This is a genomic window from Halioglobus maricola (assembly GCF_009388985.1).
Taxonomy (GTDB): Bacteria; Pseudomonadota; Gammaproteobacteria; order Pseudomonadales; family Halieaceae; genus Halioglobus; species Halioglobus maricola.
Map to the genome: position 1 here is coordinate 3,113,709 of NZ_CP036422.1, position 22,271 is coordinate 3,135,979.

Consider the following 22,271-nt stretch of genomic DNA (forward strand, 5'->3'; position numbering starts at 1 on the left):
GTTAAATAGTGAAAACAAAAAAAAGCCGACACCCTGAGGTGTCGGCTTTCTATGCAAACAACCTACAGCTTAGCTGGAGGATTGTACGCGGCTGTGCTCTACGATACGACCGTAGTTTGCAGCAGGCAGAGAAGCGAAAGCACGCTGCCAAGCTACGAAACCAACGACTGCAGCAGAACCTTCAGCTGCGGCACAAGAGTAGCCAACAGCAGGAGCTGCGGACAGATCCCAGTCACATACCATCAGGTAGTCATCAGCTGGAGTAGTCTCAAGGTTCGCCCAACCAAACTTAGAACCTTCAGGAGTAGTCAGACCAGTGATCGCTACAGGAGCGTTCAGGACTGGAGCTTCGCCCCACTGGATAACGTTAACTTCGTGCGGCAGTTCCAGAGTAGGTGTGAGGACTGGAGGCTGAGGAGATACAACCAGCTCGCCGTCTTCAACTACGATGCCTTGCTCTTCACGATCGTAAACAGTGATAGAAGCAGTCATTGGAATGTCACGGAAGTCACAAGGAGCTTCAGACGCCAGACCAGCAGGTACAGTACGCAGACAGTCAGCAGCGCCGATCAGGCTCTGCAGGTAAGTCGGCAGAACCAGCATGGCGTACTGGCCGGGGTATGTGATAACCCAGTCAGTGTCGACAGTGAAGTCGCCAGCAGAGTTAGCGGACCAATCGTTGATCAGTGCTTCAGCGCCCAGAATGCCACGCAGCTCGTTGTACTTGCCACGGCTAGCGGGGTCAGTCGGAACACCACCGTTCAGGTCTGGATAGTCAAAACCGGTAAGGTCGGCAGAGAAAATACCCTTTTCCTGGTTGGTCATTGCGGGGCCATCGAGGAAGCCAGCAACGTGTACAGCGTTGTCGCCGAATTCTACACCGGTCTCGTCAGACTTGATGAAGTAAGAAACCTTCAGTGAGTCAGGAGAAGCTACATACGTTGTAGTCTCGCCGTCAGAGTCAATGGTCTCAGCGAAGTTCACGTTACCGTAAGATTCACCTTCCATGTCGAAGAAGTTATCACGAACCAGGTCGCAATCTTCGGGCATGCCGTCTGCATCGTGCAGAGCGTTTACAGCCAGTGCCATAGCCTCATCTTCGGGAGAACCCATGGAGATGATTTCGATGTAACCAGTGTCAGCGTCGGCGCGGTAGATGCCAGGCATGGTGAACTTGTTGCCAGTCATCGCCGGAGCAGTACAGCTGTTGTCGTTAGACGTCCAGGTGATGTCGTCGCCAGCTGCAGACAGGAAGCCTGTGTACATATCGTAAGGTGACAGAACAACGTTAAAGTCCAGCGCGTCCATGGAATCAGTTGCGCGACGGAAGCGGAACTTGATGACCTGGGTCTGGGCTGAAGTGTTGATGATGTTTACGCCGGTGGCATACCCTTCCAATACTGTGTAGTAAGGAACGATAGCCAGGTCGCCAAGCTCAGTCGAACTTGCGTAGGACTGTGCATTCGCAACACCCGCGTAGCCAGCGGTTGCAGTTGCAACTGCAGCGGCGAGGCCAAGAGGCTTGAAATTTGCGTTCATAGGAGACTCCTAATATTTAGTCTTGTTTACAACCTAAAAGTAAAGTTGCTAGCGCTATTATTGCTAGCTGCAGCCAGCTGTCAACTTACATATACAGCTAATAGTTGGCACTAAACCACCACTCACTGTCGACAAGGATCCACCTCTCGTGCAGTTCGCGTGGCATCGCACCAATCGCCTTAGCCGCTGCAGAGGTTTGTTTGGTGGGTTTGGACATGACCCGAACCACCACACTCGCTACAGCTGCAGACGGATCATAATTGGTGACTTCCAAACCTGTCAACTCCCAGTTAGCCGTATATGAAAACTTTTTTACATACAGGTGCTTAGGGAACACTTCTCGATAAGCGGGCGAAGTGAATTCCCAGGCCTTTTCCCAGTCGTGCGCAATGCGTGCGCGCCACCGTTCTTCCACCCGTATTTCGAGGGCCTCGCGCTGACTATCAGTCAGCTCAGCAGACTCCTGAACGGGCTTATCACAGGCAACTAAAAGCAGGGGAAAGAGAAGTAAAAGGGGGCGCAATAACTTAGCTAACATACTGTTTTTCTTGATCATTTGGTTTCGAAGGGGCGCGATTATACGCGATGGCAACTAAAATTGATATGCGCTCCGAGGCTTCACCTCGCAACGCTAAATTCAGACCTGTTTTCCGCACAGCCCAAGGTCGGGCACGCGTTCAAGCCGAACAATAACGAGAGCGCAGTATGTTGACAGTGAACCAAGGGTGGCTCGTCATCGCTGCCCGAGGCCGGCCGTTTGTGAAAAGTACCATTTTGGTGCAGCTGGCGCTCAAGTGGCCCGCGAGGGTCACTGGAGCACGGGCTCCTGGACGTCAATTAGCTCAAGATTGCGCAGCCGGGAACGCATTTCCTTACTCACTTCGCGCAGCTCGCTCTCGTTATACATCACTCGGGGGGTAATAATCACAAGTAACTCAGTCCGATCCGTCGTCTCAGTATCGGTTCCGAACAAACTGCCCATCACCGGGATATTGTGCAGCCAGGGCACCCCCTGTGAGGCTTCAGTAGCATTTTCCCGGATCAGGCCACCCAACACCACTGGCTGTCCAGAACGGACCGCCACGCGGCTCTGGATATTGCGTTCAAGAAAACGACGCTGCCCAGAGGCGTCGTCTATCGGGCCCACATCTGTCACAGACTGCATCACATCCATGGTCACCAGGCCGCCCGCGTTGACCGAGGGCTTAACCTCCAGCTTCACACCCGTATCCCGATAGGAAATTGACTGAGTCACCCGATCGCTATCGCTGGCGAGAGACTCTGTTTGCGAATCGACCACAGGTACCTGCTGACCGACGTGGATATACGCCTCGTGATTATCGAGGACCATCACTGAGGGCGTGGAGATGATATTGAGCAGGCTTTCCTGTGCCAGTGCATTCAGAACCGCGCTCACCTGGGCAGCAGAGTTGGTAATGGTGTATGAGAAACCAGGGACGATCGACGCTGGACTACTGACGCCCTCAAGCGATGACAGGAAGCCGGTGCCGTCGTAATCGCTGCCCAAACTGTTATTAAAGGTCCACTCTAGGCCGTAACTGAGTTCATCAGTGAGGCTGACCTCCATAATACTGGCCTCTATGATCACCTGGGTCGCGACAATATCGAGCTGCTCCAGCGCCGACTCGATAATCCGGTACTGCATCGCGGTAGCGTATATCATCAGCGCATTGTTTTCATCGTCGGCCACCACACGCACGTCGGACACAGCTTCCATATCACCCACGACGCCGCCACCAACGCTCACCGAGGTGCTACTACTGCCGCCACCTCGGGAACCGGAGTTACCGGTGGAGAAACTACTATTGGAAAGGCTGCCACTGCGCGTGCTGCTGCCGAGGCTCTCTGAAGTCAGGCCGGGCGCTACACCACCTGCATCCCTGCTTGAGCCATTGTTGCGATCATTGCGGTTGCGGCTCTGGCCCGAATAAATTTCGTTGATCAGGTCCGCGAGACGGCTCGCCGTGGTGTTCTGCACCGGGTAGACATACAAGCGCTGGTCATATTCCGAGTAGTGGGCCTCGTCCAGGCGCTCCACCCATTTCTGCATGGTCGCCAGATAATGGGCTCGTGGGGTGACCAGTAAAATACTATTGAGGCGCTCGACCGGAATCACTCGCACAAGGTCCTTCAGATTGGCACCTTCTCCGCCTGCATTCATCATCGCATCCAGCGCGGTGGTGACTTCATCGACACTGGAGTTCTCGAGCGGAAACAGGGCCACGGACATTCCCTGCAACTGGTCCACGTCAAAGGTGGCGACCATATCCAACCAACCATCGAGCTGAGTCCGGGTTCCCGCCAACATCAGAAGATTACGGCTGCTGTCAACGCGCACAAATGCGGATTCCTCCGCCACCGGGCGCAAAACCTCCGCCATATTCTTGGCGCTGATGTACTGCAAGGGCACGATGATTGTGGAATAACCAGCAGCAGAGTCGCCCGCGTTCGACAGTGTTGGATTGAGGCGAGTACCTCGGCCAACGTTAGTCACCAGATAGCGGCCGTCACTGCCACGAACCATAATCGTGTCATTCGCCTTCAGCAGTGACTCAAGCACGGTCAGCAGCTGATCGCGCGGGATCGGCGTACGAGTGCGCAGGGTCACCTGCCCCTGGATCTGGTGATCCACGGCGTAGTCCAGCTTCAGAATGTCGCCCATAATCGCATGAGTGACCTCGGCTAGCGGGGCCTGTTCAAAATTCAGGCTGACGTCTTCGCCAAGAAAACTTACGGGCTCGCGTTTGGCCGGCAGGGCGACTGTTCTGTCGGTCCCCTTGTAGACTATCGCCTCGCGTGCTTTTGCCTCTTCATCCTGTTCAGCAACGACAGTGTCCGCCAACTCCGAAGCAGAGGTGGCCAACTGAGGCTCTGGGGTCGGCGCAGTAGCCTCGTCCTCCGGAGTATCCTCCAGAGTCGCGCAACCAGCCAGTGCAAGCAGCACCAGTGTCGACATCGAATTTCTAAGCGTTTTCATCCCATTAGACCTTTTAATTCTTGTCTGTTTCACTTTTTGTCGCCGCCTCTGTTACGGTCCCCACCGCCCAGGCCCAAGCCCGAACCACCTGAGCTACCCGCTGCCGGAACCACTGGTGCCGCACGATGTCGAGCACTCGCAGGCAAAGGCTCTGCAGGTACCGGTTCTGGTTCGGCGCGCTCGGGGGCTGTTGAGGCTGCAGCGCTGCCATCCGACCGCTTGGCTGACTTCGACAGCTTACCCCGGTTCAATTGCAGCACCGCCTCATTGGCGCCGTCCACGAACCGGACTTCCGTAGGCTGCACCGAATCAAGCGTCCAGCCATTAAGGCTATCACCTACCAGCAGGCGCCGCTTTCGATCCTTACTGAGTACGATCACGCCTGCATCCTCTCCAGCGCCAAATACACCCTTAAGCGTGACACCCTTTAGCGGTTTTGCCGCGGTAGGTTCATTGACCGCGGTGAGAGGTTCCTCAGCAGCGGGTTCAAGAGGTCTGCGGGAAGGCCAGAATAATGGCCGCGACTGAATCTCCACTCGCTGCTCCTGAGCCAATTCTCCAGGGCCACCGGCTACGGTGACACCGAGCGAATCCAGCGATGGAGGAATCGGCGCGGACAACGATGGGGACACAACCCGGAAGGCACCGAAAGCAACGAGCAACAGCAATAATATGACTGCCGCCAGCAAAACTAACTCGGCCCGGCGCTCACTTCGCAGAGGCTCTTCGGCGCTCGAATACCTACTCCCTAGAGAGGTCATAACAGAGACCTCAAGGCTACGAGCTCAATCGTCGCTGTCACCTGCTGCGTTGGCTCAGCCCCCTTGCTTCGGCGCTGCCGGGTGGGCCAGACATCAAAAGTCGCAACTGTGACTCGCGGAGAAAAGTCATTGAGAGATGCCAGCGCCCGATCAAGTGCGGGCAATTCACCCGCTACCGTCAACTTCAGACTGACGCGATCGAACTTTTCCTCTTCCCGGACTGGCAGCAATTGGCTATTGCTAACCGCAAGACCAGCGCTGCCCATCAACTGGCGAACTTCCTTCTGCAGTGAGGTGCCCGCGGAGGCTGCGTCGATACTTGGCGGATAGACCAGATCGGCTACCTGACGGCGAACGGTCCCTGCAGAAGCGCCCAACTCTTTCTCGAACGCCTGAATGCCCTGCATACGCGCGATACGGGGCTGCAAGCGCTCGATGTCTTCCTGGTAAGACGCACGTAGCCCCCATGCGTCCACGACCAGGCTAAGATAAACCAGCAGCGGCACTAACAACGTGAGGCCACAAATTGTCGCACTGCGCCTATGCATTTTGGCCCAGGCGATCATCAACCCGGCTCTCCCATGGTGATTTTCAAATGGAACTGTTCCTTGTCCTGCCCTGGCACACGTCGAATCGGACTGGCAGCCGATACCCGACCATAATCAGCCTGCTCAGTTAGTACTTGCATCAGGCTCGAGGCGTCAGTCGCACGGCCACGCAAATCGATTTCAGTACCGGACATGGAGAAACGCTCAATAAAGGCATCGTCACTCAATAGACTGGTTAGACGAGCCAACTCCAGATGGGGGCTCGGATGATCCTGCTGCAGCGTGTTGATCTCAGCGATCGCCTCGTTGGCCTGGCTCAACTCTGCCCGCATCCGCGAGGCCTCAGCCGTCTCCATTTGGGTTCTTTGAGCTATCTCTTCAACGTTGCCAAGTTCCACTTTTTTCAAGCCGGCAGAGGCTGCAATCGCGACCAACACTACCAGCGCCGCACCGCCCAACATTGAAGCAACGCGCACCAATCGTCTTTTGTATCTTTCTCTGCGCTGACCTTCACCGAACCCCTCTACGACGACCTTGGCACCTTCGCTATCGACCCAAAGCTCCTGGGCTAGAGGATCATGACTGCCATATTCTTGCGCCACGTAGGTCATCGCAGCACTGCGCGATACGATAACCAGCACGACCTTGAGTTGTTGTTCGCCGCGTTCTATTACGCGCCAACCATAGCCCGTATCGTCAGCAGAGAAAGGGCTGTTGGCGTTAACCTCTAGCGCCACCACCGCGGGCAGATCGCTTTCCACGGCCAGCGGCAGTCGCAGCAGGCGGCTCAGAACCAGGTCTTCTGGCAGTAAAACAGCCGCGCAATCAGCGCCGGTCCCAGTGCACAATTCACCCGCCTGGTAGCACGCCACGCCGTCCATTGACTGCAGCCTCACAGGTTCGTCCAGGCGCGCGCGCACTGGCGAATCATATGCCCAGAGAAAATCGCGCCAGGCAGCGGTGAAGTGCCGCCCCAGATCGCGCATATCGTAGCCGAACAACTCCCAGTTCTGCTGCGATTCAAACATTGCTTCGTCCCATTTATTCTGATTCCCGCATCCCTTGCGCTACCACGCGCGGGGCTTCGGTACGCACCACCCGCCACGGCAGGCTCGAATTTGCACCTGACACCACGCTCACCCAACGTCGCCGCAGCCAGGTCCTGCCACCGTATTCAACAAGCGCATCTGCCCTGAACGCCGTCGGTCCGCGGTTCCTACCAGAACTCTGACCCCTTTTCAGGCCACTAGTTCGCGACTGAGCGTCCCGTCGTTGCCGCACCGTATTGGCGCGCTCCGGATTCACTTGCTCCAATAGCCCCATCACTGCTTCTGGGGAAGCATTCCAATCGATGCCACCAGATGCCCATGGTCCAACCACAACATAGTCCCGAATAGAGTCCAGCAGACTGCGTGTCATACCATCCACCCGGAGCACGTCTTCCGGCGCATAGAAGCGATTTATGCTGCTCCCACGGCCCATGCGTGCGCCCGTTTTCGGCTGGCGCCACTGTACCACATTGTCTGCTACGATTTGCGCCTGCCCTACATCCACAGCGCCTCCCAGGACAAAAAGTCCCATTAGAATTTCTTTGGGGGCCGTATTCAAATCGACGAGGCCATTCGCGGGCATCAGCTGCACGCGCACCCCGATGCTGCCCAACATGTGAGCGCTCTGTGAAGCAGCCGACTGCGACGCTGCGCTGGAACCCTCGTTCAATCGCTCGAGCATGGCCAGAGCAATGGCACCGTCGCCAGCAGCAATGGTTTTCGCTCTGGCGAGATGCAATTGGGTCATACCCGCATCGACCCGCGCATGAGAAACAATTCCTGCAACCAAAAGCGACATACCCGCGATAAACCAAACCACCAACGCCAGCGCCACCCCACTCTGATGTCGTCTCATCGCTGCACCTGCATAATCAGCACAGGCCAGAAACGCCCGGATGACTTGATTTGCATCCGGGTCAGCGCGGGCGCTATATTTTCTTGTTCCCAGCGGTCCACCCAGTCGTCAGTGAACTCGGGGCGGAACTCGACATAAAATTCCTCTACTTCGGCAAGTAACACCCTGTAGGGGCCATCGTTCCAAAGGTCTGGCGAGTCACCCGACTCCGTGGGCTCTGCCCAGCGCAATACCAGCGCATCACCTTCCTTGGCAAGCCGGACGATGTGCGACCCACCATAGGCCTCGCCGAACAGGATGGTCGACTTCCACTCAACTCCGCCGTCGCGAAGACGAAAATACGTAGTATCCTTCCCGCCAGTACCGAGCGTGAGCCCGCCGGACGACTCCCCCACCACGGCGGCTTCCATCAAGTCACGCAAGAACCCACTGAGAGTGCGAATTTCATCGACGCGCTCCGTCTTCCGCTCCAACGCCACCTGGGTATTACCGAGCGTGCGCAAACCCGTCACCAGCGCCAACATCACCAGCGACAAAATACTGATAGCAACCATCACTTCGACAAGAGTAAAACCGCTGGAGGCGCGCTTGCGAGGCTTCATCGATAGGCCTCGACCACAGAATCGAGCACTATTTGCCGGGTTTTACTACCATCGTCCCAGCTCACGACAACCCGCAAATCATGCAACTCGGCGCGCACCCGGCTGCTGCGATTCTGCTCGCGTGCATTGCTGCTGACCTCCCAGCGATAACCGCTTTCAGTTTCACCCGCATCTCCAACGCCCTTAGCCGGCACCTGGGCATTCTGCGCAAGCAAAGATCGCGCAAGCTCCACACCGTAGGCGTAGCGTTCCGCTGTACGCACATTGCGTGTTGCCCCGGTGGCTGCCTGATAGAGCGCTCCGAGCGAGAGTGAGAGAATCGCAATAGCTACCAGCATTTCCAGCAGCGAGAAGCCGCGGGATTTACGGTACATCGAAAGGCTCCTGGCTGAGACCACCCATCAGCCAGTCAACGGAGATCACGACACCGCGCCCGGTGGGGGATTCCAGCACCACGTCTCCACCGCTGGAGCTGCCCTCAGGGTAGAACCGAATAATGCCGAGCCCGTCGCGGTTAACCTCTGCCGCGGTGGTCACCGCGAGGTTGAAGTCATCAGGCAATTGCTGCTGATCGTCTCCCAGCGCGATGACGTTGCGCTCAAGGTCAAAAGAAACATCCAGGGTACGGCCGGTGTCGAGAGAGCGCTGGCGCGCAGTGCCCAGAGTGGTAATCACCTCGCGAACCGCCTGGCGATACTGAATTGATTCGTAAAAATTTAGAGCGCCGGGCACCGTCACTGCCATCAACAGGCCGACGATGGCGATTGCTACCAACAGCTCCACCATAGTGAAGCCTGCGCTCCTACCACCGCCTCGCTGGCAGCTCATTGCCCCGACCAGGTGCCAGGCATTTACTGTTTCCAGTTACCCACGTCGCGATCCTCACCCTCACCTCCGGGTGTGCCATTGGCGCCGTAGGTGAAGATGTCCACTTCTGACTTCTCGCCGGGGTATTTGTAGCTGTAGGCCCGATTCCACGGATCCATGGGGACATCGGACTTGAGGTAGGGGCCGTTCCAACCGGTGATGTTGCCGGGCTTGTTCACAAGCGCTCCCAGGCCTTCCTGGGTTGATGGGTAACGACCCACGTCCAGCTTATACATCTCCAAAGCCTGCTCCAGATCCTTGATCTGAATGCCCGCTGTCTTGGTTTTGGCTCCGCCCAGCTGATTGAGAACATTGGGGCCAACAAGCGCCATCAAGAGGCCGAGAATAGCCAGCACTACCAGCAGTTCCATCAGGGTGAAGCCGCGTTGACGGCGCTGCCCGAAGCGAGCTCTGTTGTTCAGTTCCATCTCTTTTTCCTCTAAATAGCCAGATTATTCACTGACATGATACCCATCAGGATGGCGATAATAATAATTGCGATGACAAAACCCATGGTCAAGATAAGTAGCGGCTCCAGTAAGGCGAGACCGCGTTTGACGCCGGACTGCACATGGTCATCAAAAACCTTGGCCAGCTCCAGCAGCATTTTATCCAGGCTGCCGGACTCCTCGCCCACGCGAACCATCTGGATAACCATGGGGGTAAATTTTCCGGACTCTTCCAGCGCGATCGACATGCGCTGACCGCCTTTCACTGCCGGCGGCAACACCTGCAACGAATCCCGCATCACCCGGTTGTCCACGGTGTCGATCGCAATCGATATCGCCTTCAGCAGCGACACGCCGTTGCCCACGAGGGTTCCGACGGTGCGAGCAAATTTCGACATCTCGAATTCGAATATGATCCCACCCGCGAGTGGTAATTTTAACAATCGCTCGTCAAACGCCACTTTGCCTGCATCAGATGCCATCCAGTTCCGCAGAGCGATACCGCCAGCAACGGTCACCAACGCAAGCAACCAGCCCCAGGACTTGATAAAGTCCGCACCCGCCAGCACCCACTGGGTGAGCAATGGCAGGGCATCACCCATATCCTCGAATAATGCCTCAAACTGGGGGACCACAAAACCGAGCATCAAAACTACGGACAATACGGCCACCACCAGCAATATGGTTGGGTAAATAAGCGCGGAAACTACGCTGTCGCGATTAGCCTTTGCGTTCTCCAGGTACTCCACCAGCCGGTCGAGCACGCTCGAGAGTTGACCACTGGCCTCGCCTGCCCGAACCATGCTGATATAAAAAGAGCCGAACACGTGTTCATGAGGCTCAAGGGCCGCGCTGAGAGGCTTGCCGCCTTTGACGTTCTTGAGCAGGTCTTGCAGCAGCATTTCCACTTGCGGGAGGGACGCCATGTCGATCAATACCTTCAGGGCGCGATCCAGTGGCAGGCCAGCGCGCAGCAGCACTGCAAGCTCGGTCGTCATTGACAACACTTCCTGCCGTCCCGGCGGCTTCGCCACCACTTTCTTGCCACCCGAGGCAAGTTTGTCACCCGGCTCCAGCTTCAACAGGGTGAGACCCTGGGCCCGCAGTTGCCGCGAGGCCAGCTCCATACCGTCTGCCTCTACGCTGCCATTGTGTGGCTTACCGTCACGGCCTACCGCTTTGTAGCTGAATGTGGCCACCGTTTAGACCGTGGCCTGCGTTTCGACGTCTGCTGCCACATCCACCAGTTCTTCCAGTGCACCGTCGTCGCTCTGATCCTGGGTGACCCGCAACACCTCTTCCATAGAGGTGAGGCCCGCAGCAACTTTACGCAGGCCATCCTCGTACAGGGTATACATTCCCTGGCGACGCGCCGCGGCGTGCAATGTCGTGGCATCCGCACCGGTCATGATGACCCTGTGCATTTCGTCATCAAGCGGGAACAGTTCATGGATCGATGTTCGGCCCGAGTAGCCAGTGTGCATGCAGTGTTCACAGCCCGTCGCCTGATAAATCGAACGCTGGCCCGGCTCGAGGAAAGGTGTAATGCCTGACGCGGCCGCAGCCTCCGAACTCAGCGGAGCTTCTTCTTTGCAGTGCCGGCACAGCCTGCGCACCAGACGCTGAGCCAATACACCATTGACGGAGGAAGTAATGAGGTAACGCTCCACGCCCATGTCTTCCAGCCGGGTAATCGCGCCAGCAGCAGTATTGGTGTGTAGCGTCGATAACACCAGGTGCCCGGTGAGCGCCGACTGAACACCGATCTGGGCGGTTTCGGTATCGCGCATCTCACCGATCATGATGATGTCCGGGTCCTGGCGCAGAATCGCGCGCAACGCACGGGCAAAGGTGAGCTCTATCTGGGCCTGCACCTGAATCTGGTTGACGCCCTGCAACTGATATTCAACCGGGTCTTCCACCGTAATAATTTTAAGTTGCTCGGAATCCAGGGACGCCAGCGAGGCGTAGAGAGTGGTTGTCTTACCCGAACCGGTAGGCCCGGTCACCAACAGCACACCGTGTGGGCGCGCCAGCAAGTTCTGGTATTTTTCGAGCGTATCCTGGGAAAACCCCATGTCCGGCAGGCTGAGTTGAATACTCTCCCGGTCTAACACGCGCATCACAATGCTTTCGCCGTGCACGGTAGGAATGGTCGACACACGTAAATCGAGCTCGTGGCCTTTGACCCGGGTCATGATGCGCCCATCCTGGGGCAGGCGCTGCTCGGCTATATTCATCTGCGACAACAGCTTGATCCGTGAGGCGATCGCGGCGGAGAGATTTGCTGCCGGGGGGTCCGGATGATCCTGCAAAACGCCGTCAACCCGATAGCGCAGGTGGAGGCCATCTTCGAAGGGCTCGATGTGAATATCTGATGCTGAATTGTCTACCGCGCGATGAATGATCTGATTGACCAGACGAATCACTGGCGCTTCGCTCGCCAGATCCCTCAGGTGTTCGATAAATTCGTCGTCGCTCTGACCGCCAAACTGATCAAAACCTTCTTCTTCGTCGTCTTCACCCTGCTGAATATAGAGCTGTAGCGCGCGGTTAACGTCAGATTCAAGTCCCAGAGATATCTCTACCGGGCAATCCAGCGCCATCTGCAGGGCCTTGGCAAGAAATGGATCCTGCGGCACCGCTGCAGCAAAACGGATGCCGGCATCACTTTTCGCGAAGGGTACCACCAGGTGGCTGAACATGAAATCCTGCGCAAGGGCTTCCAGTATGACAGGTTCCTCCGGGTAGTCGGCGGCAGCCAGCAGTGGAATATCGAGTTGCGCAGAGAGGACCGTTGCGAAATCGAATTCAGACACCAAGCCCAGCTTGATCAGGACTTGTCCGAACATATCGCCCATTTCGCCCTGGGCAAGCAGCGCGCGCTCCACATCTCGCTCGGAGAGCTTCCCCTGCTCGACCAGCATTTCGCCGATTTTTTTCATTATGCTCCAGTTCAAGCAGCTGTTTAAAAATTCATCAGCGCGACCTGGAAGGGCCACTCCGAATGGAATGGCCGACATTGTAGCAGTAGATGCAATGACAAGGGAGAGACAAGCGGAGCAGGATCACTCCGCCGCAGGATACAGATCAGGCGACCTCGAAGAGACCCGCTGCGCCCATGCCACCGCCGATACACATGGTAACAACCACGTATTTCGCGCCGCGACGCTTACCCTCGATCAAAGCGTGCCCCACCATCCGCGCACCGCTCATCCCGAAAGGATGGCCGATGGCAATGGAGCCGCCATTGACGTTCAACCTGTCATTGTCGATCCCCAACTGGTCACGACTGTAGATAACCTGACAGGCGAATGCCTCATTTAGTTCCCACAGGTCGATATCATTTACGGTCAGGCCGTGACGGGCCAACAGCTTGGGCACAGCAAACACAGGACCAATACCCATCTCATCCGACTTGCAACCGGCAACAGCCAGTCCGCGATAGATACCGAGCGGGGCGAGCCCTTTCTGTTCCGCCAATTTACTGTCCATCACTACACAGGCAGACGCACCATCGGACAGCTGGGACGAGTTGCCAGCGGTGATAAAACGGCCCTGTTTGACCCACTGGCCATCTTTAAACACTGGCTCCAGTGAAGCCAGATTCTCCAGCGTCGTGCTCGGGCGGTTACAATCGTCGCGATCAACTACAGTGTCCTGAAAGCTCGTCTCCTTGGTCTCGCGGTTGAATACCGACATGGTGGCATTCATCGGCACGATCTCATCGTCGAACAGCCCCGCCTGCTGTGCTGCAGCTACGCGCTGCTGACTCTGTAGCGAATACGCGTCCTGAGCCTCGCGGCTGATACCGTAGCGATCGGACACCACTTCGGCTGTTTCGAGCATCGGCATATAGGCAGTGGGATCGATCGCCGTGACCGTTTCAGAAACCGCCCGGTAGGTATTCTTGTGCTTGGTCTGCACCAGGGAAATCGATTCGACACCGCCGGCCACGGCGATATCGTATTCATTGCACATAATGCTTTTCGCAGCGGTGGCGATGGTCATCAGGCCGGAAGAGCACTGACGATCCATGGACATGCCCGCCACAGTGTCGGGCAATCCACCGGCAATGCCGCAGAGACGGCCAATGTTATAGCCCTGTGAGCCCTGCTGGGCAGCTGCGCCGAACAGGCAGTCGTCCACTTCCGCCGGGTCGATGCCAGCGCGCTCCACCGCGGCGCGCACAACGTGCCCCCCCATGGCGGGAGCCTCGGTGTTGTTGAATCCGCCACGGAAAGACTTGGCCAACCCGGTGCGGGCGGTAGATACGATAACTGCTTCTCTCATACTCATTCTCCGATTGAAATTTTGTTGCTCAGGCGTGCTGACTGGACACTGAAACATTCTCGCCTGTCATGTAGCTCGAATAGTCGGATGCCAGGAACATCATGACATTGGCGACTTCCCAGGCCTCCGCCGCGCGTCCGTAGGCTTCCTTGGACTCCAGCTCCTCGAGAAGTTCCTGAGAAGCAGACTTGCGCAGCATCGGGTGTAACACGATCGATGGCGACACCGCGTTGATGCGCACATCAAACTCTGCAGCTTCCAATGCGGCACAACGCGTGAGCGCCATGACCCCGGCCTTGGCCGCCGCGTAATGCGCCTGCTCTTTCTGAGCGCGCCAGCCCAGCACCGAGGCGTTGTTAACAATCACGCCGCCCTGCCCCCGCGCCTTCATCGTGCGCATCATGCAGCGCGTCATCCGCATGGTGCCGTTCAAGGTGACGTCGATGACCTTGTGCCACTCGTCATCTTCCATTTCGATCAGAAGTTTGGAGGTACCGAGACCGGCATTGTTAATCAGGATATCTGCGCCGCCCAGCGTTTCCTCGGCATAAGCAACCAGCGCCTGCACCTCATTTTCCACGGCGACGTTACAGGTCTTACCGTAGATATCGGCAAGGCCGGTCTCTGCCTTCAGCTTATCGACCGCCGCCGCAAGGCGTCCTTCATGTATGTCGCTGATCACTATGGCACGCGCGCCCTCTTCGGCAGCCCGGGTCGCGGCAGCAAAGCCAATACCGGCACCAGCTGCTGCGGTGACCAGCACCGACTTGCCTTTGATCAGCCCGTGACCAGGCACATATTCAGGTGTTTTAAGGCTCATATCTGTATTCCTATTTCGCTGTGCCTTTCGGTTCCCGAGGCATCCCCAGGCCGCGCTCGGCGATGATGTTTCTCTGAATCTGGTTAGTGCCACCGTAGATGGTGTCGGAACGCACAAACAGGTACATGGATTGAAGTCGGCTCAATTCATATGGACCACCTTCGAGAATGTCGCATTCTGGCCCCATCACATCCATAGCGAGCTCCCCAAGGCTGCGGTGCCAGGTTGCCCAGAACAGCTTGTAGATCAACGCTTCTTTCTGCAGGGAACCATCAGAGCCGCTCTGCCCGGATAGCATGCGCAGCGAGTTGTAGCGCATGATCTTGAGCTCCGCATGCGCCCTGGCAATTCGATCGCGAATGGATGGGTCTTTTGCAGCGCCGTTTTCCCTCGCCAACTCGACGACATCGTCAAGCTCATTCTGAAACTGCATCTGCTGGCCCAGAGTTGATACGCCACGCTCAAACCCGAGCAAACCCATGGCAACCTTCCAGCCATCACCGGGCGCTCCAACCATATCACTGGCATCGCAATGGGCGTCGTCGAAAAACACTTCGTTGAACTCGGAGGTGCCGGTGATCTGCTCAATTGGCCGCACATCAATACCCGGCTGATCCATCTTGATCAGGAAAAAGCCCAGGCCCTTGTGCGCAACAGAGTCGGGATCGGTGCGTGCAATGACAAAACAATAGTCGGATTCATGGGCAAGAGAAGTCCAGACTTTCTGGCCATTGATGATCCACTTGCCCTGCTCATCGTCGAAGCGCGCCTTGGTTTTCACGTTAGCCAGGTCGGAACCTGCGCCGGGCTCAGAGTAACCCTGACACCACAATTCGGTTCCCGCCACGATACCCGGCAAGTACTTCTGTTGTTGTTCTTCCGTGCCGAAGGCAATGAGTGTCGGACCAGTAAGGCCCTCCCCGATATGCCCTACGCGCCCTGGGGCGCCGGCGCGAGCATACTCCTCGAAAAAGATAACCTGCTGTTCAATGCTACAGCCACGACCGCCGTGCTCCTTCGGCCAACCCACACAGGTCCAGCCACCTTCAGCCAGCCTCTTTTCCCAGTCCTGACGCTCCTGCGGGAACATATGCTCGTCCCCCGGGCCGCCGCGATACTTGAGTTTGGCGAACTCTCCCGTAAGATTTTCTGCCAGCCACCCTGCAACTTCGGCGCGGAACAGTTCGTCCTCAGCACTAAAACTCAGTTTCATGCCACATCCTCCCCGTCGAGAAGCGCCGCGGCTATTCGCTCTCGATGTTGTGCACCATTGCCCAGCAAATGCTCTGAAGACTTGGCGCGTTTAAAGAACAAGTGCACATCGTATTCCCAGGTAAAGCCAACCCCTCCGTGCAATTGCATCGCATCTCCGGCAACAGCAAAGTAAGCGTCCGAACAGTAGGATTTTGCGACGCTGGCAGCCTCGGGCAACTCACCCGCGAGTTCTGTGCCGGCCAACGCTTCCTGGGCAACGCAGGCTGCGTAATAGATCGCGGAGCGCGCCACTTCGGTTTGCAGCATCATATCGGCGGCCTTGTGCTTCACCGCCTGAAAACTGGCGATAGTGCGACCAAACTGCACCCGCTCGCTGGTATAGGCGATCGTGCTGTCCAACAGCTGCTGACTACCGCCAACCTGTTCAGCAGCGAGTGCTATTGCGGCGAGATCCTGCACCTGACTCAAAGTATCCCAGCCGGCACCTTCTTCTCCCACAAGAGCTTGCGCGTCCAGCACCACTCCCTGAAGTGCCAGTGCGGCCTGCTTGCGCGTCTGATCCATCGTGGGCAGCCACTCGCGCTGAAGACCTGGAGCGTCTGCCGGCAAGAGAAAAAGGCTTATTCCCTGCTCGCCGCTGCTGCCCTCTTCTCTCGCCGCGACGATAATGAGTTCCGCGGTGTGGCCGTCGATGACATAGCGATACTCGCCATTGAGTTCAAAGCCACCGGCACAATGGCGCCAGGTAGCGGTGACAGAATCTGCAGCCCAGTGAGCAACACCCCCGTTACTCGCGATCGTCGCGGTAATGCCGCGCTCGCAGAGCGCTCCCAACCACTGGGCTTTCTGCGTCTCACTGCCCGCCAGCAGCAACGCGTTTGCCGCCTGACAAACTGTCGCGAAGTACGGCGAGCACAATAAGTGACGCCCCATCTGTTCCATCATTGCGACAACTTCAACATAACCCAGGCCCATGCCGCCGTATTGCTCAGGGATATGAATGGCCTGCCAGTACATCTCGCCGCAAACACGCTGCCACAGCTCTGCGTCGTAGCCGATGTCGGTGGCCATCGCCGTGCGCACGGCCTCGCTGGTAGACACCTCCGCCAGGAACGCAGCGGCAGTGTCGCGAATCATTTCCTGCTCTTCGGTAAATGCAAATTCCATGATTGTTCTCTTGAACTATTTTCGTCGCTGATTCTGATCGATTCCGAGGCGGCTTCAGGTGCCCCAGACTTTCTGGGCGGGTGTTTCCTGCGCCAGTAACTCAGTCATAGCCTCGCCAATCTCGGCAGGCGCCCAGGCAGCGCCTCGATCGACGCCCTCCGTGGTTCGCCATCCATCACAGATGCAAATGCGCCCGCCTTCAGATTCGAAGACACGGCCCGACACATGCGCCGCTTCAACAGAGCCAAGCCAGGCCAGCAGGTTGGAAACATTTTCGGGAGCGAAGTGATCGAAGCTGCCGTCTTCAGGCTTTTTCATTCGCTCGGCCATGGCTGGAACCGCGCTGGTCATGCCTGTGCGCGCGGAGGGGGCCACTGCGTTGGCGGTGATACCGTAGCGCCCCAATTCTGCAGCCTGGTTGAGCGTGAGTGCGGCGATGCCAGCCTTGGCCGCGGCGTAGTTTGACTGACCAATAGAGCCCTGCAAGCCGGCACCGGAAGTCGTATTGATAATTCGCGCGTCGACCTCATGCCCTTCCTTGGCCCGGCCACGCCAGTAGTGCACAGCATGTGAACTGATACAGAAATGTCCCTTCAGGTGAACACTCATAATCGTGTCCCACTCGTCCTCCGTCATGGAGGCGAACATACGATCGCGATTGACCCCCGCATTGTTCAGTACAATGTCCAATGTGCCGAAGCTATCAATCGCCTGTTTGATCGCGTTCAGACTGTCGTTGTAATTGGTAATGTCTGAGCTGTTCACCGCGGCCTGGCCACCGGCAGCGACGATGTCATCGACCACGGCCTGCGCTGCGTCTGTGTTGATGTCATTGACAATCACTGCACAACCTTCACTGGCGAACACTTTCGCATGGGCAGCACCGAGGCCGCCGCCAGCACCGGTAACAATGGCTACACGCCCTTCAAGAATTCCACTCATCACTTTTATCCTTTTTACAGTCTTTCCAGAATCGTGACGTTCGCCTGACCGCCACCTTCACACATGGTCTGAAGACCATATCGGCCCCCGCTGCGTTCGAGTTCATGCAGCAGCGTTGTCATCAGCTTGGTGCCGGTGGCACCCAAAGGATGCCCCAGGGCAATAGCGCCGCCATTAACATTGGTTTTAGCGTGGTCGTAACCGGTTTCTTTCAGCCAGGCCATCGCCACCGAAGCGAAAGCTTCGTTGATTTCAACGCAATCGATGTCATTCATGCTCATACCCGCTTTCTTCAACGCGTATTCTGTCGCAGGAATCGGTGCGGTCAGCATCCAGATAGGGTCGTCAGCTCGCACGCTCATATGCGCTATGCGCGCACGGGGTATCAGCTGATAGCGTTTCAAGGCTTCTTCGGACACGATTAGCATCGCAGAGGAACCATCACAGGTCTGGCTGGAAACGGCTGCTGTCACCTTGTCGCAGCCAAACAGGTAATCCAGCTCTGCCATTTTCTCCAACGTGGATTGGCGGGGAGTTTCATCCGTGGCCACGCCTTCCAGCGGAGCGATCTCTCTCTCGAAACGCCCCTCCTCAATCGCTCTCAGAGCGCGCGTATGCGATTCGAGTGAGTAGCGCTCAAGATCTTCACGAGACAGATCCCATTTGTCCGCAATCATTTGCGCCGAACGAAACTGTGTCGGCGGAACATCACCATAGCGCTCCACCCAGCCTTTGGAGCCTGTAAACGGGTCGGTAAAACCCAGTGGCTCCGCGGCAGTCATGGCCGAGGAGATCGGAATCTGGGTCATGGTTTGCACGCCACCGGCAACGACCACATCGTTCACTCCCGCCATCACGGCCTGAGCTGCAAAGTGCACCGCCTGCTGCGAGGAGCCACACTGGCGATCGATGGTGGTTCCGGGAACAACATCAGACAAGCCGGCCGCGAGCCAGCATGTGCGTGCGATGTCACCGGCCAGGGGGCCGATGGTATCGACGCAACCAAACATCACGTCATCATACTCGCTGTCCGGAATATCATTGCGCTCGACCAGAGTCTTGAGCACATGAGCACCCAGGTCTGCGCCGTGGACATGCGCCAGGCCTCCCTTGCGGCGCCCTGTGGGCGAGCGCACTGCATCTACAATATAGGCATCTGCCATGATTCTATCTCCTCGATTAGCCGAAGGTGCCATCGGCACCCAGTGCCGCGCCCTCAGCAAAAATATGTTGTGCCACGCGCTCCTTGTGGAATGCGGCGTCGCCCCAGGTATTGGCCAGAGCCCAGGCCTTTTTCATGAAAATATGCAGATCCACCTCCCAGGTGTACCCCATCGCGCCATGCACCTGAATACAGTTCTTGGCTGCCAGACTGGCCGCTTCACAAGCGACCAATTTCGCCTGGGAGACCGCGTGTGAGGCAATCTCTTCCCCGCCCGCAATCGCATAGGCAGCGCGATGGACCGGCGCTTTGGCGTACTCCAGGCGAACGGCAACATTCGCCATGTGGTGCTTCACCGCCTGGAAAGCACCAATCGCCTGGCCAAATTGCTGACGCTCACTGGTGTACTGCACCGAAATATCAATCATCCGCTGGGCAAGACCCAGAGCCTGGGCAGCAGCGCCGAGAGCACCGCGATTTCGCGTGGCTTCAAGCAGCGTGGATGCCTCATCGCCAGTCGCCACCGCGGCGACGCCGTCATTGACCGTCAGGCTGAACAGCTTGCGTGACGGGTCTACCGACTCGTTGAACTGCAAAGTCATCTGTTCCGGCGTCAGCGCAAACCACTTTCCATCGGTGTACCACAGCACGAGATCGGCGACATGGGCGTCTTCCGCCAGCATATTCTGCTCGATGCCTGCCACCACACGCGCTTCACCTGCGGCCACTTTCGGTAACCACAGCTCCGCCAGCTCTCCCCCCATCGCCTGCAACAAGGGAACCGCCACCAGCACGGTATTGACCAGAGGTTCGGGCAGGGCGACATAGCCGCACTCCTGCGCCAGCAGTACGAAATCGAGTTCGCTCATGCCGAGACCGCCATGCGCTTCAGGCACCGTCAAGCCTGTTAATCCGAGCTCAGCCAGTTGCGCCCACAATTCGGGACTGCGGCCTGTTTCGGTTTCCCAACTGGCACGAATCCGCTCCGGTGTGATTTCGTTCATGAGGAAATCGCGCACCGATTCCTGAAACAACAGTTGGTCTTCAGTAAACGTGAAATCCATGGCTTACTTCCTCGGCATTCCGAGCATGCGCTCGGCAATAATGTTTCTCTGGACTTCGTTGGTACCGGCATAGATGGGCCCAGACTGGGAGAACAACCAACCATCCAGCCAGCTGCCTACGCCTACCGCATCCGGTGCATGGGGCAGCAGTTCGGCGCGGGCACCGAGAATACTCATGGCGGTGGCGTGCATATCTTGGTCGAGTTCGGACCAGAATATTTTGTTGGTGGATGACTCAGCGCCGATCTTGCCCCCCTTGTTCAGGCGACAGGCTGTCTGGTAGGTTGTCAGGCAATAGCTCTCCGCCGCCATGTAGGCACTTATCACCGCATCCTTGACGGCCGGATCACGCTCGGCAACTGCACGGTTTTCACGATAAAGCTCTACAAGGCGTCGCGCAGTCTCCTGGAAGCGTGCCGGAGAACGCAGCATCAGGCCTCGTTCAAAACCGGCAGTGGCCATGGCCACACTCCATCCTGCACCCTCGTCACCAAGGCGATTTGAGACATCCACTTCAACATTGTCGAAGAAGATTTCAGCAAAACCAGGCAAGCCATCCAGCTGTGGAATCGGCCGCACAGTGATACCCGGCGAATCCAGTGGCACGAGGATAAAAGTCAGACCCCGGTGGCGCTCGGAGTCAGGGTCAGTGCGAAACATGCCAAAGCACCAGTCCGCCCACACCGCGCGAGTAGACCAGGTTTTCTGGCCATTGATAATGTATTTGTCGCCTTCAAGCTTCGCAGTGGAACGAATCGCTGCCATATCGGAACCAGCGTTAGGCTCCGACCAGCCCTGGGCCCATACCTCTTCGCCATTCGCCATCTTGGGCAGGATCCGGGCTTTCTGTTCTTCGGTACCGTATTCCATCAGCGTGGGCCCGAGCAGGAAAATACCATTCTGGTTAACCCGCAATGGCGCGCGAGACTTGTAGTACTCTTCCTCGAAGATCAGCCACTCGATCAGGTCGCAGGCGCGCCCCCCTAGCTCTTCGGGCCAGGTCACCATGCCCCAGCAGCCCGCATTCAGTTTCGCTTCCCACTCGCGGTGCTGCTCGAAACCCTCAGCGGTGTCGAAAGTCGTCAGCGGCTCGGCAGGTACGTTCGCCGCAAGCCAGCTGCGCACTTCTTCACGGAAGGCGTTTTGTTTCTCGGTAAAATTAAGATCCATAATTGTTCTCTAGAATTTGGCGTCGCGCTTTTCGACAAAAGCGTCGCGAGATTCCTGGGAGTCACCTGCGGTATAGGCTTCCAGGGTAAAGCCCTGCTCCCACCGGTATTTGTCTTCCAGGTTACCGTCCTCAATACCCGTGAGAGCCTCCTTCGCCAGCTTGACCATGGCGGGAGATTTCTCGGCTATTTTCGCCGCGATTTCGCGCGCGGTAGCCATCAGATCATTCAGCGGCACAACCTTTTCAACTGCGCCCAGACGATAGGCCTCCTGAGCGTCGATAAACTCGCCGGTAAAATACATGTAGCGAACTTTCTGCACCGGGAACATGCGCTGCAGGTGTGCGCCGCCACCCATGGCGCCACGGTCGATCTCGGGCACACCAAAACGGGCACACTCTGAACACACAATGATGTCTGCTGCGCCCGCCATACCGATACCGCCGCCGAGCACAAAGTTGTGCAACGCAACGATTACCGGCTTGGGATTGCGATGGATGGCGCGGAAGGTTTCGTAATTGCCCTTGTTAACATCGACAATCTTGCTGCCATCCGCGGCGAGTTCCTTGATATCAACGCCGGCGCAAAAACCTTTGCTGGCGGAACCAATTACAATCACACGGACGTCATCATTCGCGCCGAGTGCATCGATTTCGTCGGCAATGGCAAACCAGCCGGCACTGTCAAAGGCGTTCACCGGCGGATGATCGAGCATCATTTCAGCGATGCCGTGTTCAATACTGGTGGTAAAGGGCTTGGTCATCGTCAAC

At 57.2% G+C, this 22,271-nt stretch carries 22 protein-coding genes; all 22 read right to left on the reverse strand.

What is annotated here, in order from left to right:
• Positions 1-69: 69 nt before the first annotated feature.
• The 22 genes from EY643_RS14155 to EY643_RS14260 all read right to left on the reverse strand — a co-directional run bounded on the left by EY643_RS14155 (position 70) and on the right by EY643_RS14260 (position 22,264).
• The gene (locus tag EY643_RS14155; RefSeq protein WP_153239843.1) at positions 70-1,539 is read right to left on the reverse strand and encodes a hypothetical protein; all 1,470 of its coding nucleotides are present in this window, start codon (positions 1,537-1,539) and stop codon (positions 70-72) included.
• Positions 1,540-1,636: 97 nt separating this feature from the next.
• Positions 1,637-2,095, reverse strand: coding sequence for a hypothetical protein (locus EY643_RS14160; RefSeq protein WP_240732712.1), 459 nt, complete (start codon positions 2,093-2,095; stop codon positions 1,637-1,639).
• A gap of 252 nt (positions 2,096-2,347) precedes the next feature.
• Entirely contained in the window at positions 2,348-4,537 is a 2,190-nt protein-coding gene (gspD, locus tag EY643_RS14165; protein WP_153239844.1) for a type II secretion system secretin GspD, read from the reverse strand.
• A gap of 29 nt (positions 4,538-4,566) precedes the next feature.
• Positions 4,567-5,205: a hypothetical protein gene (locus tag EY643_RS14170; protein ID WP_153239845.1), complete on the reverse strand. Its 639-nt coding sequence runs from the start codon at positions 5,203-5,205 to the stop codon at positions 4,567-4,569.
• Between the two features lie 89 nt (positions 5,206-5,294).
• Entirely contained in the window at positions 5,295-5,864 is a 570-nt protein-coding gene (gene gspM, locus EY643_RS14175; protein ID WP_153239846.1) for a type II secretion system protein GspM, read from the reverse strand.
• On the reverse strand, positions 5,864-6,874 hold the full coding sequence (locus EY643_RS14180; protein ID WP_153239847.1) for a PilN domain-containing protein: 1,011 nt from the start codon (positions 6,872-6,874) through the stop codon (positions 5,864-5,866). The genes gspM and EY643_RS14180 overlap by 1 nt, the downstream gene beginning before the upstream one ends.
• A 13-nt stretch (positions 6,875-6,887) precedes the next feature.
• Positions 6,888-7,751: a type II secretion system protein GspK gene (locus tag EY643_RS14185; RefSeq protein ID WP_153239848.1), complete on the reverse strand. Its 864-nt coding sequence runs from the start codon at positions 7,749-7,751 to the stop codon at positions 6,888-6,890.
• The gene (locus tag EY643_RS14190; RefSeq protein WP_153239849.1) at positions 7,748-8,353 is read right to left on the reverse strand and encodes a prepilin-type N-terminal cleavage/methylation domain-containing protein; all 606 of its coding nucleotides are present in this window, start codon (positions 8,351-8,353) and stop codon (positions 7,748-7,750) included. The genes EY643_RS14185 and EY643_RS14190 overlap by 4 nt, the downstream gene beginning before the upstream one ends.
• The gene (locus tag EY643_RS14195) at positions 8,350-8,727 is read right to left on the reverse strand and encodes a type IV pilus modification PilV family protein (RefSeq protein ID WP_153239850.1); all 378 of its coding nucleotides are present in this window, start codon (positions 8,725-8,727) and stop codon (positions 8,350-8,352) included. The genes EY643_RS14190 and EY643_RS14195 overlap by 4 nt, the downstream gene beginning before the upstream one ends.
• Positions 8,717-9,139 carry a type II secretion system protein gene (locus EY643_RS14200; RefSeq protein WP_205743076.1) on the reverse strand — a complete coding sequence of 141 codons (423 nt, stop codon included), beginning with the start codon at positions 9,137-9,139 and terminating at the stop codon, positions 8,717-8,719. The genes EY643_RS14195 and EY643_RS14200 overlap by 11 nt, the downstream gene beginning before the upstream one ends.
• A 65-nt stretch (positions 9,140-9,204) precedes the next feature.
• Positions 9,205-9,648: a type II secretion system major pseudopilin GspG gene (gspG, locus tag EY643_RS14205; protein ID WP_153239852.1), complete on the reverse strand. Its 444-nt coding sequence runs from the start codon at positions 9,646-9,648 to the stop codon at positions 9,205-9,207.
• Between the two features lie 11 nt (positions 9,649-9,659).
• Positions 9,660-10,868, reverse strand: coding sequence for a type II secretion system F family protein (locus EY643_RS14210; RefSeq protein WP_153239853.1), 1,209 nt, complete (start codon positions 10,866-10,868; stop codon positions 9,660-9,662).
• Positions 10,869-10,871: 3 nt separating this feature from the next.
• Positions 10,872-12,614 (reverse strand): type II secretion system ATPase GspE, encoded by a 1,743-nt coding sequence (gspE, locus tag EY643_RS14215; RefSeq protein WP_153239854.1) that lies wholly within the window; start codon positions 12,612-12,614, stop codon positions 10,872-10,874.
• 145 nt (positions 12,615-12,759) lie between these two features.
• Positions 12,760-13,962: an acetyl-CoA C-acyltransferase gene (locus EY643_RS14220; protein ID WP_153239855.1), complete on the reverse strand. Its 1,203-nt coding sequence runs from the start codon at positions 13,960-13,962 to the stop codon at positions 12,760-12,762.
• A gap of 28 nt (positions 13,963-13,990) precedes the next feature.
• The gene (locus EY643_RS14225) at positions 13,991-14,782 is read right to left on the reverse strand and encodes an SDR family oxidoreductase (RefSeq protein WP_153239856.1); all 792 of its coding nucleotides are present in this window, start codon (positions 14,780-14,782) and stop codon (positions 13,991-13,993) included.
• A gap of 10 nt (positions 14,783-14,792) precedes the next feature.
• The gene (locus tag EY643_RS14230; RefSeq protein ID WP_153239857.1) at positions 14,793-15,995 is read right to left on the reverse strand and encodes an acyl-CoA dehydrogenase family protein; all 1,203 of its coding nucleotides are present in this window, start codon (positions 15,993-15,995) and stop codon (positions 14,793-14,795) included.
• Positions 15,992-17,164, reverse strand: a complete 1,173-nt coding sequence (locus tag EY643_RS14235) for an acyl-CoA dehydrogenase family protein (protein ID WP_153239858.1) — start codon at positions 17,162-17,164, stop codon at positions 15,992-15,994. Before EY643_RS14235 ends, EY643_RS14230 begins: the two co-directional genes overlap by 4 nt.
• 54 nt (positions 17,165-17,218) lie before the next feature.
• Positions 17,219-18,106, reverse strand: coding sequence for an SDR family oxidoreductase (locus tag EY643_RS14240; RefSeq protein WP_153239859.1), 888 nt, complete (start codon positions 18,104-18,106; stop codon positions 17,219-17,221).
• Positions 18,107-18,120: 14 nt separating this feature from the next.
• Entirely contained in the window at positions 18,121-19,269 is a 1,149-nt protein-coding gene (locus EY643_RS14245) for an acetyl-CoA C-acetyltransferase (RefSeq protein ID WP_153239860.1), read from the reverse strand.
• Between the two features lie 16 nt (positions 19,270-19,285).
• Positions 19,286-20,332, reverse strand: coding sequence for an acyl-CoA dehydrogenase family protein (locus EY643_RS14250; RefSeq protein ID WP_153239861.1), 1,047 nt, complete (start codon positions 20,330-20,332; stop codon positions 19,286-19,288).
• A 3-nt stretch (positions 20,333-20,335) separates the two neighbouring features.
• Positions 20,336-21,502, reverse strand: coding sequence for an acyl-CoA dehydrogenase (locus tag EY643_RS14255; protein WP_153239862.1), 1,167 nt, complete (start codon positions 21,500-21,502; stop codon positions 20,336-20,338).
• Between the two features lie 9 nt (positions 21,503-21,511).
• Positions 21,512-22,264 carry an enoyl-CoA hydratase family protein gene (locus EY643_RS14260; protein WP_153239863.1) on the reverse strand — a complete coding sequence of 251 codons (753 nt, stop codon included), beginning with the start codon at positions 22,262-22,264 and terminating at the stop codon, positions 21,512-21,514.
• Positions 22,265-22,271 lie beyond the last annotated feature (7 nt).